Annotated in this window: 15 protein-coding genes; 4 read left to right on the top strand and 11 right to left on the bottom strand. The window is 58.4% G+C overall.

The annotated features are described in order from the left end of the window. Positions 1-13 precede the first annotated feature (13 nt). Positions 14-565 (bottom strand): FxsA family protein, encoded by a 552-nt coding sequence (locus tag SHM7688_RS04410; RefSeq protein ID WP_058238764.1) that lies wholly within the window; start codon positions 563-565, stop codon positions 14-16. A 104-nt stretch (positions 566-669) separates the two neighbouring features. On the opposite strand from SHM7688_RS04410, the gene SHM7688_RS04405 reads away from it, so the two are divergent. The 3 genes from SHM7688_RS04405 to SHM7688_RS04395 are packed head-to-tail and all read left to right on the top strand — an operon-like array spanning position 670 to position 2,965. Continuing rightward, on the top strand, positions 670-1,329 hold the full coding sequence (locus SHM7688_RS04405; protein ID WP_058238763.1) for a Tim44/TimA family putative adaptor protein: 660 nt from the start codon (positions 670-672) through the stop codon (positions 1,327-1,329). Then, positions 1,326-2,375 carry a murein transglycosylase A gene (gene mltA, locus SHM7688_RS04400; protein WP_058238762.1) on the top strand — a complete coding sequence of 350 codons (1,050 nt, stop codon included), beginning with the start codon at positions 1,326-1,328 and terminating at the stop codon, positions 2,373-2,375. The genes SHM7688_RS04405 and mltA overlap by 4 nt, the downstream gene beginning before the upstream one ends. Continuing rightward, positions 2,372-2,965 carry a Smr/MutS family protein gene (locus SHM7688_RS04395; RefSeq protein WP_058238761.1) on the top strand — a complete coding sequence of 198 codons (594 nt, stop codon included), beginning with the start codon at positions 2,372-2,374 and terminating at the stop codon, positions 2,963-2,965. Before mltA ends, SHM7688_RS04395 begins: the two co-directional genes overlap by 4 nt. 15 nt (positions 2,966-2,980) lie before the next feature. Here SHM7688_RS04395 and SHM7688_RS04390 read toward each other — a convergent pair whose 3' ends face one another. The 4 genes from SHM7688_RS04390 to hslV form a co-directional block, all read right to left on the bottom strand. After that, the gene (locus SHM7688_RS04390; protein ID WP_058238760.1) at positions 2,981-4,075 is read right to left on the bottom strand and encodes an alpha/beta hydrolase; all 1,095 of its coding nucleotides are present in this window, start codon (positions 4,073-4,075) and stop codon (positions 2,981-2,983) included. 64 nt (positions 4,076-4,139) lie between these two features. Beyond that, entirely contained in the window at positions 4,140-5,450 is a 1,311-nt protein-coding gene (gene hslU / locus SHM7688_RS04385; RefSeq protein ID WP_058238759.1) for an ATP-dependent protease ATPase subunit HslU, read from the bottom strand. Positions 5,451-5,462: 12 nt separating this feature from the next. Next, positions 5,463-6,527, bottom strand: a complete 1,065-nt coding sequence (locus SHM7688_RS04380) for a hypothetical protein (RefSeq protein ID WP_058238758.1) — start codon at positions 6,525-6,527, stop codon at positions 5,463-5,465. A 60-nt stretch (positions 6,528-6,587) separates the two neighbouring features. Next, positions 6,588-7,145: an ATP-dependent protease subunit HslV gene (gene hslV, locus SHM7688_RS04375; protein WP_058238757.1), complete on the bottom strand. Its 558-nt coding sequence runs from the start codon at positions 7,143-7,145 to the stop codon at positions 6,588-6,590. A gap of 77 nt (positions 7,146-7,222) precedes the next feature. On the opposite strand from hslV, the gene SHM7688_RS04370 reads away from it, so the two are divergent. Then, positions 7,223-8,185, top strand: a complete 963-nt coding sequence (locus SHM7688_RS04370; RefSeq protein ID WP_158500666.1) for a phosphotransferase — start codon at positions 7,223-7,225, stop codon at positions 8,183-8,185. Between the two features lie 19 nt (positions 8,186-8,204). Here SHM7688_RS04370 and trxA read toward each other — a convergent pair whose 3' ends face one another. Genes trxA through tsaE form a run of 6 tightly spaced genes read right to left on the bottom strand, consistent with a single transcriptional unit; the run spans position 8,205 to position 17,087 of the window. Next, complete coding sequence (trxA, locus tag SHM7688_RS04365) at positions 8,205-8,525, bottom strand: thioredoxin (protein WP_058238755.1); 321 nt, start codon at positions 8,523-8,525, stop codon at positions 8,205-8,207. A 59-nt stretch (positions 8,526-8,584) separates the two neighbouring features. Beyond that, a complete protein-coding gene (gene addA / locus SHM7688_RS04360) occupies positions 8,585-11,995 on the bottom strand; it encodes a double-strand break repair helicase AddA (protein WP_058238754.1) in 3,411 nt (1,136 codons plus the stop codon). Next, positions 11,992-14,931 (bottom strand): double-strand break repair protein AddB, encoded by a 2,940-nt coding sequence (gene addB, locus SHM7688_RS04355; RefSeq protein WP_058238753.1) that lies wholly within the window; start codon positions 14,929-14,931, stop codon positions 11,992-11,994. Before addB ends, addA begins: the two co-directional genes overlap by 4 nt. Then, a complete protein-coding gene (locus tag SHM7688_RS04350; protein ID WP_058238752.1) occupies positions 14,924-15,616 on the bottom strand; it encodes a nucleotidyltransferase family protein in 693 nt (230 codons plus the stop codon). The genes addB and SHM7688_RS04350 overlap by 8 nt, the downstream gene beginning before the upstream one ends. Next, on the bottom strand, positions 15,592-16,617 hold the full coding sequence (locus tag SHM7688_RS04345; RefSeq protein WP_058238751.1) for an aminoglycoside phosphotransferase family protein: 1,026 nt from the start codon (positions 16,615-16,617) through the stop codon (positions 15,592-15,594). Before SHM7688_RS04345 ends, SHM7688_RS04350 begins: the two co-directional genes overlap by 25 nt. Next, the gene (gene tsaE, locus SHM7688_RS04340; RefSeq protein ID WP_058238750.1) at positions 16,614-17,087 is read right to left on the bottom strand and encodes a tRNA (adenosine(37)-N6)-threonylcarbamoyltransferase complex ATPase subunit type 1 TsaE; all 474 of its coding nucleotides are present in this window, start codon (positions 17,085-17,087) and stop codon (positions 16,614-16,616) included. Before tsaE ends, SHM7688_RS04345 begins: the two co-directional genes overlap by 4 nt. Positions 17,088-17,120 lie beyond the last annotated feature (33 nt).

Genomic DNA, 17,120 nt, shown 5'->3' with positions numbered 1-17,120 from the left:
CAAAAGGGGTGTCTCAATGCTTAGTCCAGCCAGAAGGAGGATGAGTGGGCTTTTTGCCCCCCTCGATCTGCTCGGCCGGGGATTGCGGCTTTGGATCCACTTCAGAAAACTCGCCATCTATCACGTCTGAGCGACCCGCATGTCGGCCCTGATCTGCGTGAAAGCCCGGACCTGCGCGGAAATGGGTGGATTGGGTGCCGCCCATCGTGAAACTTTGAACCCGCACGCGTTTGCGTGCGTAATGAAACATAGCACTGCGGAATGGTGGTGTGAGCAAGGCGAAACCCACAGCATCGGTGAAAAATCCAGGCGTGAGGAGAAGGACACCAGCGATGAGGATCATGGCACCATGGGCCAGAGGCTCGGTCGGGTCGTCCAGTTCATTAAACGATTTCTGGACACTTCCTAGGGCCGCAATACCCTGGCTGCGCACCAGATGTGTGCCCAAAATCGCGGTCAGAAGTACAATTGCGAGGGTTGGCCAGAGACCAATCGCTCCGCCAACGCTGATGAAAAGGGCGATCTCAATCATGGGGATCGCAACAAAGGCCAACAAGAGCCACATCTTAGCTTTACTCCAATGCATCCTTTGGCGAGGTAGACTTGACCCCGCCTGTAACTTACATAAGTGCGTGAGAACGCTGTTTCCATGCCCAACATGAGGTTCAAATGAACTCCTCCCTTCTTCAACTCCTCGTTCTTGCCGGTATTGCGGTGTTTCTGATTTTGCGTCTGCGCAATGTTCTAGGCACGCGAGACGGCTATGAGCCACCGCGCGAACAGGCCACCACACAGACACAACGCCGGGCGCCGGATCTGGAAGTGATCGAAGGGGGGCCGGATCAGGACATTCTGGATCATGCCGAAGAAGGCAGCGCGCAGGCCATTGCTTTGGCCAAGATGAAATCGGCAGAGCAATCCTTTGGTGTCAGTGACTTTCTGGGAGGCGCGCGTGGCGCTTATGAAATGATCCTCATGGCCTTTGAAAAAGGCGAGCTTGCAGAGATCAAACCCTTCCTTGGCGCAGAGGTCTATGACAGCTTTGCCCAAGTGGTGGAGATGCGTGAGACGCAGGGGCTGACCGTGGAAAGCGAATTTATTGGCGTGCGGGAAATGGCACTGCAGGATGCGCATTTTGATGATGCCACCAAAGAAGGTGAGATCACCGTGCGCTATATTGGGGAACTGACCCATGTGGTGCGTGACAATGGTGGTGACATTGTTGAGGGCAGCGAAAGTCAGATCAAGCGGCAGAAGGACGTCTGGACCTTTGCCCGCGTGATGGGATCGGATGACCCCAACTGGCAGCTTGTTGCCACGGGCGAATGATCCGGGCGTTTCGGGCGGCGCTGGCCGCGGCCCATCTGGGGCTCATCTGCTTGGCCGGAGGGGCCGCCTTGTCCGAAACATCCATGAAAATTCTTTCCTTCGAAGACCTTGAGGGTTGGGCGGCAGATGATCATGAGGCTGCGCGTCAGGTTTTTCTGAACACGTGTGCCGATTTGGATGCGCCGGATTGGCAAACGCTTTGTGCGGCGGCCACGGGCATCCAAGATGCGCGCAAGTTCTTTGAGCTGCTGTTTCGTCCTGTGCTGATCGAAGAAGACGGCAAAGAGGCGTTGTTCACCGGGTATTTTGAGCCAGAACTGGACGGTGCCTTGTCGCCCAGTGGGCGCTATCGGTTTCCTGTGTACCGCATGCCGCGTGAGGCCCGCAGCGGGCAGTGGCTGACACGCCGTCAGATTGAGACCAGTGGGGCGATGCAGGGACGTGGCTTGGAAATTGCCTGGGTGGATGATTCCGTCGAATTGTTTTTCCTTCAAATTCAAGGATCTGGGCGCATTCGCCTTCCCAATGGATCTTATGTGCGTGTGGGCTATGGGGGCTCTAACGGGCACAATTATAGCTCGGTCGGGGCCGAGCTGGTGCGGCGTGGCGTTTATTCTGCGCATCAGGTCAGCGCGCAGGTGATCAAGAATTGGGTCAAACGCAATCCGAGTGCTGGAGCGGAGCTGTTGCGGCACAATGACAGCTTTGTGTTCTTTCGCGAAGTCAGCCGTGTGCCCGCACACAAAGGCCCTCTGGGGGCGATGAACCGCTCGATCACAGAGATGCGCACTGTAGCCGTGGATCCGAAGTTTACCCCTTTGGGGGCGCCTGTGTGGGTGGAAAAAGATGGGGCCACATCTTTGCGTCGTCTGATGATTGCACAGGATACAGGCTCGGCGATCAAAGGCGCGCAGCGGGCGGATATTTTCTTTGGGACGGGCGATGCGGCTGGTCTTGAAGCGGGCAAACTCAAAGATCCGGGACGTATGATTGTCCTGCTGCCCATCCAGCGCGCCTATGCGATGTTGCCGGAGTCTGTGCTGTGACACGCCGGAAATTGAGCGAGGATGAAGTGGCGCTTTGGCGCAAGGTTGCAGATACCGCTGAGCGGCTCAATCCAGCTGCAAAGCCGCATGATCTTCCTAAGCCGAAACCCAAGCCACAGAAGACGCCAAGAGCCCATCCCGCACGTGATGTGATGCCTGCCTTCACAGTTGGTTCGCGGGCGCAAAGCCCCCTGCCCGGCCATGATTTGATGGGCACGGTGTCAGAGCGTGTGGCGCGCCAGCCGGTGCAGATGGACAAGAAAGCCTTTGGCCGCATGAAACGTGGCAAGCTGGTGCCAGAGGGCAAGATTGACTTGCATGGCATGACGGCGGATCAGGCCCATGGTGCGCTGACAGGGTTTATCTTGCGGGCACATGGCGAAGGCAAACGGCTGGTGCTGGTGATCACGGGCAAGGGCAAATCCAAGCGTGACGACGGCCCTATTCCGACACGTCGCGGGGTATTGAAACATCAGGTGCCGCAGTGGTTTGCCCTGCCCCCTTTGAAAAGCTGCATCCTGCAAGTGGCCGAAGCCCATATCAAACACGGCGGCACCGGAGCGTATTACGTGTATCTACGGCGTCGGTGACAGGCCTGTCTGTGATCAGTTTGGCGGTGCGCCCACCTCAATGGCGACCGTCTGGCCGGTCACCAGAATGCGTTCAGCACTGCGAGACAGAATGGTCGAGTCTTCTGGTGACAGAAGTGTGTCGATGTCGCGTGCATCACGCAGCAGAGCGATCAAGGCAGGGCTGCCGGCCACGGTCAAATGATTGAAACTGGCGCTGTCGTTGAAATTGGACACATCCACCAAAGCAATAGGAAGCCCATCCAGGACACTGGGATCTGTGAGCTGGCCCAAGCGCTGTTTTGTGCCGTTGATTTGACTGGAGAGAAAGAGCGCGCTGTCTTTGGTGGAGGTCACAATGGCTGTTGCTGTGGGCAGTGCTTTGATGGATTCCAGATTGCGCAGGAAGAGATCGACCGGCATGTCCGGCGACAGAAGCGCCAGCGCGTCAATGTTGCGCACCGTCCAGCCTGGTTCCTTTCGGTCAATCTGGCGCAGGGTTTCGGTGATGAGCATGGTGCCCAAAGAGTGCCCGACCAGAAGCAGCTTGTGAGGTTGCTGTTTTGCAAAGGCGCGCAGGGTGCGTTCCAAGTCGTCGCGTGAGAACAGAACACTTTCGCGATCATGGGCATATCCAAGGGCCTGCCCTGCACTGGACCATGTGAAGTTCACCATAGCGCCCGAAACTTCGAAGTCTTCTTTCATTTGCGCGGTGCGAAAGAGGCTGTCCTGATATGTGTTGTGATACCCATGGACAAACAGGATGATTTCCCTGTCGCGCGGCGGAAGGCTCTGGACGTCGGAGGAGACCTTCTGGACGAATTCTGACAACCTGGACACTTCAGTTTCGCTTGCGATTGTGAAGTGCCTTTGCGGATCTGGGGTTGCGTTGTAGCTGGGAGGCTTGCCGGTTTTATGTGAGGGCGGAACAGAGACGACGCTGTCCAAATAGGTCATGTCAGAACTGCGTTCTGCACCAAAGAAACCAGCATCATTGCGTGCGCGGTTGGTGGCGACGTAGATTTTATGTGTGGTTTCATTGCTGAGGGCCTGAGGGACAACGGGAGCCGTGATGCGATCAGCGCAGCCGCCCATCGTCAAAGTCAGCAAAGCGAAGGTCAGAATGCGCATGAATAGTCCCGGTCGATGTTTCGCCGGGACTATGACGCCCTCTGATAGCGGGCTCTAGTGGAAATCAGAGCACGTAGCGGCTGACGTCCATGGATTTTGCGAGTTCTCCGAGGTTTGTTTCCACGAAGCTGGCGTTCACGATAATTTCTTCACCTGAGCGATCTGGCGCGGAGAAGCTGAGCTCTTCGAAGACGCGCTCCATCACGGTGTAGAGGCGGCGTGCGCCGATGTTTTCGACGGATTGGTTCACATCCGCAGCGATTTTGGCCAGAGCAGAAATGCCATCATCCGTGAAGGACACAACAACCTCTTCTGTGCCCATCAAAGCGGTGTATTGGCGGGTTAGAGCGTTGTCGGTCTCTGTGAGAATACGCACAAAATCCTCTTCGGTCAGCGCCCGCAGTTCCACGCGGATCGGAAGACGCCCCTGCAGTTCGGGCAGCAGATCAGAGGGTTTGGCGATGTGGAAGGCGCCGGAAGCGATGAAAAGGATATGGTCGGTTTTTACGGGGCCATGTTTGGTGGAAACGGTGGTGCCTTCAATCAGAGGCAGCAGGTCACGTTGCACCCCCTCGCGGGAAACATCGCCGCCACGGGCTTCCTGACGAGCGCAGACCTTGTCGATTTCATCAAGGAAGACAATGCCGTTTTGCTCTACAGCCTGCAATGCTGCGGCGTTGACGGTTTCATCATCCAGAAGCTTGTCCGCCTCATCAGAAATCAGCACCTCGTAGCTTTCGGCAACGGTCATGCGTTTTTTGGTGGTGCGGCCGCCCATGGCTTTGCCAAAGAGATCACCGATATTCATCATGCCCATCTGGCTGCCGGGTTGCCCCGGAATGTCAAACATGCCGCCCAAAGGATTTGATGTGTCGGCCAGCTCAAGTTCGATCTCCGTGTCATCCAGCAGCCCGTCTTTGAGCTTCTTGCGGAACATTTCACGGGTGGCCTCACGGGCGTCTGTGCCGGCGATGGCTTCGATCACGCGATCCTCGGCGGCGGCATGGGCTTTGACTTTGACATCTTCGCGCATGTGTTCACGGGTCTGGATGATGGCAGCATCCACCAGATCGCGAATGATCTGTTCGACATCGCGGCCCACATAGCCCACCTCGGTGAATTTGGTGGCCTCAACCTTGATGAAAGGTGCGCGGGCCAGTTTGGCCAGACGGCGGGAGATTTCGGTTTTGCCCACGCCGGTTGGGCCGATCATCAGGATATTCTTGGGATAGACTTCATCGCGGATGTCATCCGAGAGCTGTTTGCGGCGCCAGCGGTTGCGCAGGGCCACGGCGACGGCGCGTTTGGCGTCGTTCTGACCAATGATAAAGCGGTCCAGTTCGGAAACGATTTCGCGGGGCGTGAGATCAGTCATGGCTGTGTCCAATCAGTGAGAGGGTGGCAGGCGGTGCAGTGGCAGGATGCCAGAGAGTGGTGCCAGAAGGGCTGCGCGGAAGCGGGACCAGAAGGCACCCAGCACCACCAGAAAGATGCCGAGGATGAAGATGGTCATGGCGGTGCCCTCCCCTTCGAACACGGTGCCTGCGAGGGCAACGGTGTAGCCGATGGCCGCAATGAGGAAGGAGCGCCGGTCGATGATGATGGCGATCAGGGCAAACAGCACCAGAACGGCCAGGAGCGCCATGTGTGCGTCGGCTGTGCCGCTTTCCAGCAGGCTGAGCGCAAGGGTGTTCACCAAAGCGGGGGCAGCCACCACATGCAGCCAGAACCCCTGTGCGCTGCGGCGGGTGACGCGGTGTGGATCGGACATGTCAAAGAACATGGCCACTGCGAAAACCGCGAGACCGACGCCCAGAGTGATGAAGGCAAAGGGGCCACCTGCCGACAGGAGAAAGAGATCAGCCGCACTTGTGGGGGTGCCGGTTTGATTGGCCCCCAACATGAGGGCGATGCCAAAGACGCCAAGCGCGATCAACGCCATGGCAAAGGGCACGCGAAAGCGCAGCCAGTAGAGCAGCATGGCCACCGTTGTCAGACCCAGCGGCAGTGGCAGGCTGGAGAAATCTTCCTGCGCAACCATGAAGGGTTGCGCAAAATAGGCGGTGATGCCGGTGCCAGCGTTTATGGCCCAAAGACAGGACAGCGCGATGGCCGGTGCCACCATGCGGCGGCGGCGGATGAAATATTCTGACAGCAGCCAGAGGATCACGCCGGAGATGGCGGTGGTGCTCAGGATCTTGGCTTTGTAGTTCACGATTTCCATGGCCATGGCGATGCCGTTGAGCGCGGCCCAGCCGCTGGCGAGGATCAAAAGCCCAATGACGATGAAAATCTCGTTGAAGCCTTTGAAAAGCTCAAAGGGTTCATCCCCGATGGCGAGATCTTCGCGGGCGCCACGCCGGCTATCGGCCAGCGCCGCCAGTGCGGCGGCCTGTTTTTCATTGAGCAGGCCAGAGCCCACTGCAGCGCGCAGATCGTCTTTGGAAATCATGACTTTATGGTCTCTCGTTACGCGGGCACTTTGTGACAAAAAAGGCGTTCAAAGCAGAGCTCATTTGGAAATGGTTTCCACCGTCAGATTGCCATTGGTGTAGACGCAGATGTCGCTTGCGATGGCCATGGCCTTGCGCGCGACCTCTTCGGCAGAATGATCACTGTCCATCAGGGCACGACCGGCGGCGAGGGCAAAGTTGCCACCCGACCCAATGGCGGTGACATCATGTTCTGGCTCCAGCACATCCCCTGCCCCGGTGATCACAAAAATATCGGCCCCATCTGAGACGATCAGCATGGCTTCGAGTTTTTGCAGGTATTTGTCTGTGCGCCAGTCTTTGGCCAACTCAACAGAGGCGCGCGCCAATTGTCCCGGTGTCGCCTCAAGCTTGGCTTCCAGACGTTCCAGCAAGGTGAAGGCATCGGCGGTGGAACCGGCAAAGCCTGCGATGATGTCATAGCCGCCGGGCGAGAGGCGGCGTACCTTGCGCGCCGTGCCCTTGATGACGGTTTGGCCAAGAGAGACCTGTCCGTCACCTGCAATCACCACTTCGCCGCCTTTCTTGACGCCAATGATGGTTGTGCCGTGCCAACCGGGGAAGTCTTGGTTATCCATGGATAAGGTCTCCGTTTTGGATGTATTTGAGGATCCTGTCGGGAATTAACAAGGGAATACAGGGTAAAGGATCAAAGGTGAACGTGAATTCGGAGATTGACGCGCTGGCGCAGGAGACCTTTGCCCATCTTGCAGAACAGGGCAATTTGAGTGGCGCTTACACAAAAACGCGCAGCTGGTTCAAGAATGACAAGCGCCGACTGCATATCGTGCAGCGCTATGATGCCAAAGACCACGCCCCCGTTATTTTAAAACAGGTGTTTCGGCCCGAAGATCCCACGGAATTTAACGGCATTCTGGATGCACATCACCTTGCATCACAGGCGTTGCAGGCATGTTCGGAGCAGCATGCGCCAGAGATTTTGGTGGAAGATCGCGCCTTAAAAGCCTGCCTTATGCGGTTTCAACCCGGCGAGACCCTGCGGGATCTTTGTGAAACCCATGAGGATCACGCTGATATTTTGATGCAGACAGGGCGGTGGTTGTCAGCCTATCATCGCGGCACCTTTGAGCAGGCGCGCGGATTTCAACCCAAATTCATGGCGCGTCATATGTTGCACCTTGCGGATCAGATGCAGACAGGCGCACGGCGCATCAAAGGGCAGAAACGTTTTGTCGCTCTGGCGCATCAGGTGCAGGATATGGTGGCTGACTATGAAGGGCGTCCCAGTAAGATTGCCGCGAAACATGGGGATTTCAACAGTCACAATATTCTTATTGAGGGCAACCGCACCGCGGGATTTGATTTTCTGCCCATCAGCCATGCGCCGGTTGGATATGACATTGCCCGTATTCTGTTGAGCTATGCGCTAACGGCGGTTGATTTGGACCGTATTCCGAAGGGTCATGTGTTGCCGCCGGAGGCGTTGGCGGCCTTTTTCGAAGGGTATGATTTTGTCCCAGCGGATGATCCGAGCGTGGGGTTTTTGCTGCGCATTCAGATTTTGAGTGACTGGAACCGCATGAGCGACAAAAAAGGCGTTCAAAACCTGATCAATTTTGAACGCCTTCGGGTCATTGCACGCCGGGCTTTTGCCTAGATCGGCGTGCGTATCTCTTTTAGAGGGAGTCTTCGATCCAGCTTTGCAGTGCGGCCTTTGGGGCGGCACCTGCGCGGTTGGAGATCACCTGACCGTCTTTGAAGATGAACAGCGCAGGGATACCGCGCACGCCCAGAGCGGCGGCGGCATTTGGGTTGCTGTCCACATCAACTTTGGCAATTTTCACTTTGCCGTCCAGCTCAGCGGAGAGCTCTTCCAGAGCTGGGCCGATCTGCTTACAGGGGCCACACCATTCGGCCCAGAAATCCACGACGACAGGGACGTCGGCGTTCTTTACTTCTTCGTCAAAGGTGGCATCGGTGACAGCGACAGTTGCCATGGGAGGTCTCCTAAAGGGGAACGAGGGGTCATCTCGGGTTTGTCTTGGTTCGAGGGAACCTAGGTTTGCGGGGGCAGGGCGTCAAGGTGGGCGGCGTCCTGCAACGATTTTGTCACGAGATCGTGTGGCAGCTCCATCAGCTCGGCTTTGGCTGTCCAGAGGATGGCCATGTGGATCGGTATATCTTTGAAAACCTGTGACAAAGCATGGCTGTAAGCGCCCATTTGACGGAGGATACCTTCCGGTGTGCGGGTGGGGTTTTCTGGTAAGATGGCGTTGGATTTGAAATCTATCACCCAGATTGCCTCTTTTGTGATCACAAGCCGGTCGATGATGCCATAGAGCCGCTGCGCCCCCAGATTGGCGGTGATGGGCACCTCTGCCAAGGTTTCTGGCGCAAAGATCCATGCCAGCTCTGATTTGGAGAGATTGCGCGTGGCTTCTGCAAAGATCTCTTCAAACTCCGCTGTGGTGGGAGCGGTGTCACTGGCGTCTAGCAGGCGCTCGGCCACGCTGCGCCATTGGGCCTGCGGATGATCTGGCAGATGCTCCAGCAAGCTGTGGAGCCAGATCCCACGGGCCTTGGCGGCCTCTTGATCCAGACCCTGATCGCCCGCCAAGGCTTTGGCACCGCCCAGATCTGAGGGGCTGAGCGTGGTTTGGGGATCAGGCGGTAAGGCGGCGGTGCATGTCAGGAAGCTGGGCAGGGCGGTGGTGATCTCCTGCGGTGGTGTGGCTGGGGCCGACACAGCACCGCTCCAGTCGCCATGGGACAGGCGCAGCCCTTCGCCCCCGTCAAATTGCATCGGCGCTGCGGCGGAGGCCAGCATGGCGCGGCGTACGGTGTCATACCAGCTGTTGCCATCTTTGCCGAGATCCCCGGCCGCCGCCACGATCAGCCATTTTTCCGCACGGGTCAAAGCCACGTAAAGCAGGCGCAGCCGTTCTGCGGCCTGCGCTTCTGCCAACTGGCTGCGCGCCTCCGCCAGAGGGGCGGGGGCGGAATCTGCGGACATGTTCCAAAGTGCGGTGTCTTCAACCGGCACGATGGGTGCATCGGTCTTGATCAGCCGTTTGCCGGTGTCAGGCATGATGACGATGGGGGCTTCGAGACCTTTGGAGCCATGCACGGTCATCACGCGAATGCGGTTGGTGGCGCTGTCCATCTGGCGTTTGATTTCCAGATCGTCGGTTTCCATCCATTGCAGGAAGCCGGTCAGGCTGGGCACCGAGGATTTTTCATAAGCCAGCGCCTGTGACAGCAGCGCGTTGATGCCGTCTTCGGCCTCGGCCCCCAGACGGGCGAGGAAATTGTGACGCCCGGCGTGGCGCGTCAGGATACGCTCGATCAGATCATAGGGGCGCAGGAAGTCGGTTTGTTTCAGTAGATCGTCGATAACTTCCAACGTTTCAGGGTAGTCTTCGCGCCTATTTCGAAGGGCTTCCCAAAGGTAGACGTGACAACCCTTTCTGGTTGGACGACGATGGGCCAGATCAAACAGCGCCTGCTCGCTCCAGCCAAACAGCGGGGAGCGCAAAATGGTGGCCAGTGACAGGTCATCTTCAGGCGTGGCCAGAAACGAGAGCAGCGCGCCAAGATCGCGCACCGCCATTTCACCCCCAACCTTCAGCCGGTCTGCCCCGGCGATGGGCAGGCCATGCAATTTGCAGGCGCGGATGATTTCGTGAAACAGATCAGAGCGGCGCTGCACAAGGATCAGGAAATCCCCCGGCTGAATGGGCCGTTGCGTATAGGCACCGGTGTCATCGCGACCATCAGCGATGGTGTCTTGCGCGATCATGCGTTTGATCTGGCGTGCAACCCGCTCTGCCAAGATCACCGTGTGGTGGGTATCGCCAAGGCGATCCACGGGATCAAACCAATCATCTTTCTCGGCTTTGCCCATCGGCTCCACCACAGGCCAGAGATCCACGCGACCGGGCATGTCATCGTTAAAGGCGATGTGGCGGTTGCCTGCGGGAAAGCCCGCCTCGACCTGGGTTTCAAAACACTTGTCCACCAGATTGAGCACCGCAGGGGAGGATCGGAAGGAATACTCCAGGCTGAGATTTTGCAGCTGATGGCCGGTTGGGTTCAGACGCGCGGCGAATTCCTCACGCATGCGGTCAAACTCCGCAGGATCCGCACCCTGAAAACTGTAGATCGACTGTTTCTGATCGCCGACCACAAAGATGGTGCGGGTGATGTCGCTGCGCGCGCCGGTGCCGGAGGTGAATTCCTGAGCCAGCCGCTCGATCACCTGCCATTGCACCGGGCTGGTGTCCTGGGCTTCATCCACGAGGATATGGTCGATGCCACCGTCCAGACGGTAGAGAACCCATTCGGCCACAGCAGGTTCATTGAGCAGGTTGCGGGCGCGCAGGATCAGATCGTCAAAATCCAGCCAGCCGCGCTTGAGCTTGGCCTCCTCATAGAGCGCGATGAAGCGGGCGGAAAAAGCATGCAGAGCGGCGCTGCGGAGGGCCGCGCGCAGGGCAAGTCGGCGCGGACGGGTGTCTTCGACACGCAGCATGAGCGGCTGCAACTTGTCGATCAGATCCGGATTTTCACTGCGCAGTTTTTTGGTTGGAAACGTCTCTAACTTGGCTGAAAATGGGGATTTCGCACCCGCGCCATTCAAAAGAACCCCTTCGAGCACGTCAAGCGCGGTGTGATCTGCTGCGGTGATCCTGCTGAGTTTGTCAGCGGCGCGATTGTCGGTTGTGCCGCCGCTGCGCAGGACCGTGATCAAGGTTTGAAGCAGCTCCATTTCGCCGCCCAGAAACACATCTGCCAGCACCTGCGCGCTGGTGTATCCGCTGGGAAGATCCAGCAGGGTGGCGAGGTCGTCAAAGGCTGCGCCGTGGCGCAGCCGGTCAGCGTTGCGAGTGATGTCGGCGGTGAGGTCGCCCAGATCCGCACCTGTGAAATGCTCGGCCAGATCCCGCAAAAGCGGCGCATCGGCGCCTTCTGCCATCTGTTCCACGATGTCTTCGCGCAAGAGTGCTGCGGCGCGATCTTCCATTTCCGAAAACAGAGGGGACACGCCAGCCTCAAGCGGGAAGCGGCGCAGCAAAGACGAGCAGAATGAATGAATGGTCTGAATTTTCAGCCCGCCAGGGGTCTCGATCGCGCGGGCAAAGAGCGTGCGCGCTTGTCGCAGATCTTCGGGGGCGGATTTGCCACTCACCCCCAGCTCTGCCAGCTCCGCAGAGAGATCCGCATCGCTTTTCATCGCCCAGCTGCCCAGACGTTTGAACAGGCGGTTCTGCATCTCGGAGGCGGCGGCTTTGGTGTAGGTCAGGCAGAGGATATGCTGCGGCAACACCCCTTCGAGCAGCAGCCGGGCCACGCGGTCGGTCAACACACGGGTTTTGCCAGAGCCCGCGTTGGCAGAGAGCCAGGTGCTGGCGTCTGGCCGGGCGGCGGTGATCTGGCGGCGGGTGGCGTCATTCATCGGCAAAGTCATGACAGCACCTCCGGCGCGGGATCATCGGTGGCGTCCCATTCCCCAAAACGGGCGAGTTGATCATAGGTGCCTTCATCGCGTTCGGACTGCATGGCGCGCCGAGCGGTGAAGCCTTTGCCCTCTTCCAGATATTGCGCGATCAGATTGGAGAACTCTTCCCAAATCTGGGCAGTTGAGGTTTCGGCGAGGGGCGCGGGCTGATCTTTGGGTTTTGTGCCCAGACCAATATAGATCGCATCTGCGACGCGGGCCGGATCAATGCCTTTAAACCCGGTTTCCTCGGCCATGGCCGCCTCCAGCAGCAGTTGTTTGTCAAAATAGGTCTGTTCATCGCGGGTGGGTGGCGCGCCTGTTTTGTAATCATAGAGGATCAGCTCACCGCTTGGCGTGCGGTCAATGCGATCCGCTTTTGCTGTGAGGGTAAAGCCAAGGCTCTCAATGTCGCGGCTGGTGGTGGCCTCAAAGGCTTCGGGGGTGCCACGGGTTCGACGGCGTGTTTCGCCATCCACGATGTGGTCCGCCACGCGCGACATGCGGGCCATCCACATCACACGTGCTGTGGCCCAAGGCACGTTTTGTGCCAGAACAGTCTCTGTTATTTGCAAAATACGCTCCCGTGTCACCGGGGTATCCTGATCTTTGCTTTCTGTGATCAGCTTTTCGAGCACCTCATGCACGATGATCCCGCGCAGCAGCGCGTCTGGCGTGCGCATCAGAGGATCCAGCGGCCGTAGATGGAGCACGCGTTTGGCATAGATGGCATAGGGATCGCGGATCAGGCGTTTGATTTCAGTGACGGACAGTTCCCGCGGACGGGCCTCCGGTGGCGGTGTTGGAGAGGGGCGCGCGGCGGCCGGAACGGTGGGCACGGTTTCCAGAGCGCGCACCCGATCCAGCCAGAGTTTGCCCCGATCCCGCATGTCAGCGAGCGCTTCTGGGCCGTTTTGGTCAGGAAGGCCGCCCAGAAGATTGATCATGCGATTGATCCAACGTGAGGGCACGGTTTCGGCCTCATCAGAGCGCACGGCGCGGGTGATCCAGACTTCGGGCGCACAGACAGCCTGCTGAAAATCATGGGCGGCAAGGCCGATGCGGCGTTCGGGCAAAAGCAGACCTGCGTCATGGCGCATTTTGCGATTGAGCCACGGATCCGGATTGGGGGCTTCTGGCCAACTGCCTTCGTTCAAACCGCCAAGGATGACCAGATCGGCACCCTGAACACGGGCCTCCAATGTGCCCCAGATCAGGATCTGCGGGTGTCCGGCATCGCGGTCACGCACTTCGCCGCGGGACAGAAGCGCACCGAAAAGATCGGCGTAGTCGGTCGCGCTGATTGCGCCAACGACATGTGCGTTTTCTCTGATATCCTCTATCATGCGCTGTGCCGCGCGACCCGCGCCCTCTTTCCAGAGTTCGCCCGATGTTGTCTCACTCTCAGGCATGGGGCCGCCTGAGATGGCTTCTGCAAGGGCGATATGCGCGTTGAGCAGCATTGGCATATCGTGTTTGTCTATGCGTTCTTGGTGGCAGAAACAGCGGGTCAGCCATGTCATCCAGTCGGACATGTCGGTTTTTGCCGCAGCGGCCCATGCCAAGAGCTTTTCAGCGTCCGGATATGTGGTGCCCTTGCGCCGCAGGTGGAGTTCGAGTTCGCGGGTGAATCTCAGATGTGTGCCGCGATCCTGCGCGCTATGACAGAGAGGATGTTTGAGCAATGTGAGCAGCATCTCTGAGGTCAGTTTCTGGTGAAACAGAGCCACAACATGGCGCAGGAAGCGACCGGGAGGGGAGAGCTGAAGCGGTTGACCCGCGCTGTCATCCGGGGTGATGTTCCAACGATCCAAAGCGGCGGTGACCTGGCGGGTCAGCATGCGATCGGGAGTGATCAGCGCGCAGGTCTGACCGTCTTCTGCGGCCTTGCGCATGCGGGCTGCGATGGTCAGCGCCTCTTCGCGTTGTGTCGTGGCCTCAATCAGTGTCACGTTTTCCGTGGCAGGGATGAGATCACCCAGCGTGGGGCCCTCTGCCAGCCATTGATCGGTGACGGGCGCGGGCCGCAGCGCGAGGGAAACCAGCCGGTTGCGCGCCGGGGCCGGTGGCGGTGTGTGGTCCCATGGCTCAATGTCATGCGGCGTGAGATCCATCATCTGCATGATCGCGTGATAGCGATATTGCGGGTGATCTTCACTTTCCATGCCGGAGCCAAGATGCGCCCATGTGGCAGCTGGCATGTCAAAATCATAGCCGGGCAGGACAATCGCCCCCTGCGGAAGATGTGCCACGGCTTGCATCAAAAGCTGCATGGTTCCGCGAGAGCCGGTGGAGCCTGCGAGGATGATGGGATGCTGTGGCGGGTTTTCCTGCCAGCGGGCAATGATGGTTTCTACCGCATGACGTTGCAGCGCGTCTTTGCCCGGGTCGCTGTCAAGATCGTCGAGAAAATGCCGCGCAATCGAAAAGAACTGTTGCGCGCGGGCCCAATGGCCGGATTGGTCGCTCACGTCCAGCGCGTCAATCGTATCAACATCCACGCCTTCGCCGGCCATTTCATCAAACAGGCCTGCAAGACTGTCTGCCAGATCATAGACCGAGGCGCGCGCGGCCAGATCCGGCTGTTGTTCCAGCAGGCTGGTGACAAGCTGGATCAACTCAAAGCGTTGGCGAATGGGGGAACTGGGGCGCGGGAGGTCTGCGGTTGCAACTTTGGTGAAGCTGCCCAGCACATCAATCTGGGGCAGCAGCATGGCTGGACCGGTGTTGAACAACATCTGCACACGGCGCGCCATGCGAGTTGTGTTGACGATGATTTGAGATCTGGCCACTTCTTGAGGGGCCATGTAGGAAAAGCGGGTTTGCAGCCCTGTGACCAGCGCTTTGGGGAAGTCGACGCCTGCGGGCAGGGCAAAGACGCGCGGCGCGTCTGTGGGCTTAAACATCTGAGGACTCCAGCAGGGTTTCGGCCAAGGCAATGCCCTCTGGCGTGCCGACATCACACCACTCGCCGGGATAAGTTATGCCAAAGAGACGCTTGGTTTCGCGCATCTGATCCCAGAGCAGATTGAGGGAAAAGGCAGTGTCGGCAATCGCATGCAGCCCCTCTGTCTTCAGGATCTGAATGCCAGAATAGACCACACCGGGGCCGCGGGTGAGGCGACCGTCGGCATCCATCAGAAAATCCCCATCCCGCGTGTAGCCGAGCGCGTTGGCACGTGGCAGGCAGAGTAGAAGCGCATCCATCTCGTCCGGCTTCCAGGCCTCTTGCAGCAGCGCAAAGGGGTTGGGGCCGCGCCAGATGGCATCGGTGTTGCTGGTGAAGACGGGGGCGTCTCCTAACAGTGGCAAGGCCTGTCGCAGGCCCCCGCCGGTTTCCAGAATTTCAGGAGTTTCAAGCGATACCGAAACCGGAGTGTTGGCAAGATGCGCGGTGATCTGATTGGCGTGATAGTGCGCGTTGACCACGATCTGACGTGGCGTGATGGCTTGCGCCAGCGCCAAGGTATGATCCAGCAGAGGTTTCCCCGCCACGGGCAATAGCGGCTTGGGACAGGCCTGTGTCAGTGCGCCCATGCGTGTGCCAAAACCGGCGGCAAAGAGCATTATGGCATCGGGTGTGTGGCGCATTTGTCTTTCAATGTTTTGAGAAATTCAGGAGTTGGGTCAGGCAGGATCTCAATGAGGAGAGGCGCGACAGGCGCAAGGGCAGGGTGGCGCAGATTGTGCAGCACATGGCCATGCACACGTGGGATGAGATCGACATACTGTGCTTTGCCCATCTGCATACACAGGCGGGCAAAGATGCCCAGAATGCGCAGGTTCCGCTGAGCGCCAAGCAGATGATAAGCGGTGTTGAAGTCATCTTCTGTTGCATCTGGCAGTGCGATGAAATGCGCTTTGACTTCAGCCTCAACGGATGGGGCGACATCCCGGCGCGCGTCTTGCAGCATAGACACGAGATCATAGGCGCGATGGCCGATCAGAGCATCCTGAAAATCCAGAAGCCCGACGCGGGCGACGCCCTCTCGCGCTGGCAACCACAGCAAGTTTTCCGCGTGAAAATCTCGCAAGATCAGAACATCTGGCGGTGGCAGCTGCGCTGTGAACAGGCTTTCGAAAGCCTGTTTGATCTGTTCCTGCAAAGCCGGTGAGACAGGTGTGTGGGCGGCAATATAGAAGTCAAAAACAGGGGTGATCATCTCTGCCAATGTGGTGGCATCCATGATCTGCATATCACGTGGCAGCGGGGCTTTATGTAGGGCGATTAAGGCTTCGGTTGCTGCCTTGTAAAGGGGGGCTTCCTGATCAGGCGCGCGCATCATTTCGCGTGCAAAAAGCGCGTCGCCCAGATCTTCAATCAGCAGCATGCCATTGGCGATGTCCTGCCCGAGGATGCGCGGAGCCGAAAGATGTTGGGTGATAAGATGTTCGGCAATCTGCACAAAGGGCTGGACGCTGCCATTTTCATTTGGGGGCGCATCCATGAGAATGGCTTTGTCGCCATTTGGGCGCTTTAGCCGTTCGTAGCGGCGGCTGGAGGCATCCCCTGCCAAGGGGGTGCGCCGAGCATCTGACCAACCAAGCGTTACCAGAAAAGCGTCAAGTGTTTCGCTGCGTCGGGTGGTCATGTGGCGAGGCTTTCAAACAGGTCGGCCCAGCGTTCATCGGTGGCCGTGAACGTTGCAGCGCGCGCGTTTTCTGCCTCTTGGAGGGAGAGAGAGAGTGCCAGGGCGTTCTGTGGGGAGAGGTCGGCAAGGCGATCTGGCCATTCAACAAGGCATATAGCGTCTTCAAAGGCGTCAGTGAGGCCAAGTTCAACAACCTCGTCAGGGGCGTTAAGCCGGTAGAGATCGGCATGCCAGATTTCGCAATCCTGTCCGTCATAGACTTGGACGAGCGTGAAGGTTGGCGACGGGACATCTTCGGGCATAATCAGCAGAGATTGGATCAGGCTGCGCGCAAAATGGGTTTTGCCTGCGCCAATCGGGCCTTCCAATGTAATCACATCACCCGCCTTGAGCACGGCACCAATTTTGCGCGCAAGATCGGCAGTGTCTTCAGGAGAAGTGAGGTCGCGGGAAAAGTGAAGCGTGGTCATGGCGCCACAGTAGAAATCAGCGCGCCCCGCCGC

The sequence above is a fragment of the Shimia marina genome (assembly GCF_001458175.1).
Taxonomy (GTDB): Bacteria; Pseudomonadota; Alphaproteobacteria; order Rhodobacterales; family Rhodobacteraceae; genus Shimia; species Shimia marina.
This window is presented reverse-complemented; position numbering and strand designations above follow the sequence as displayed.

What these genes read in the sequence shown, in the direction of transcription:
- SHM7688_RS04410 (WP_058238764.1), bottom strand. Translation starts at nt 565, where the DNA reads ATGTGGCTCTTGTTGGCCTTTGTTGCGATCCCCATGATTGAGATCGCC.
- SHM7688_RS04405 (WP_058238763.1), top strand. Translation starts at nt 670, where the DNA reads ATGAACTCCTCCCTTCTTCAACTCCTCGTTCTTGCCGGTATTGCGGTG.
- mltA (WP_058238762.1), top strand. Translation starts at nt 1,326, where the DNA reads ATGATCCGGGCGTTTCGGGCGGCGCTGGCCGCGGCCCATCTGGGGCTC.
- SHM7688_RS04390 (WP_058238760.1), bottom strand. Translation starts at nt 4,075, where the DNA reads ATGCGCATTCTGACCTTCGCTTTGCTGACTTTGACGATGGGCGGCTGC.
- hslU (WP_058238759.1), bottom strand. Translation starts at nt 5,450, where the DNA reads ATGACTGATCTCACGCCCCGCGAAATCGTTTCCGAACTGGACCGCTTT.
- SHM7688_RS04380 (WP_058238758.1), bottom strand. Translation starts at nt 6,527, where the DNA reads ATGATTTCCAAAGACGATCTGCGCGCTGCAGTGGGCTCTGGCCTGCTC.
- hslV (WP_058238757.1), bottom strand. Translation starts at nt 7,145, where the DNA reads ATGGATAACCAAGACTTCCCCGGTTGGCACGGCACAACCATCATTGGC.
- trxA (WP_058238755.1), bottom strand. Translation starts at nt 8,525, where the DNA reads ATGGCAACTGTCGCTGTCACCGATGCCACCTTTGACGAAGAAGTAAAG.
- addA (WP_058238754.1), bottom strand. Translation starts at nt 11,995, where the DNA reads ATGACTTTGCCGATGAATGACGCCACCCGCCGCCAGATCACCGCCGCC.
- addB (WP_058238753.1), bottom strand. Translation starts at nt 14,931, where the DNA reads ATGTTTAAGCCCACAGACGCGCCGCGCGTCTTTGCCCTGCCCGCAGGC.
- SHM7688_RS04350 (WP_058238752.1), bottom strand. Translation starts at nt 15,616, where the DNA reads ATGCGCCACACACCCGATGCCATAATGCTCTTTGCCGCCGGTTTTGGC.
- SHM7688_RS04345 (WP_058238751.1), bottom strand. Translation starts at nt 16,617, where the DNA reads ATGACCACCCGACGCAGCGAAACACTTGACGCTTTTCTGGTAACGCTT.
- tsaE (WP_058238750.1), bottom strand. Translation starts at nt 17,087, where the DNA reads ATGACCACGCTTCACTTTTCCCGCGACCTCACTTCTCCTGAAGACACT.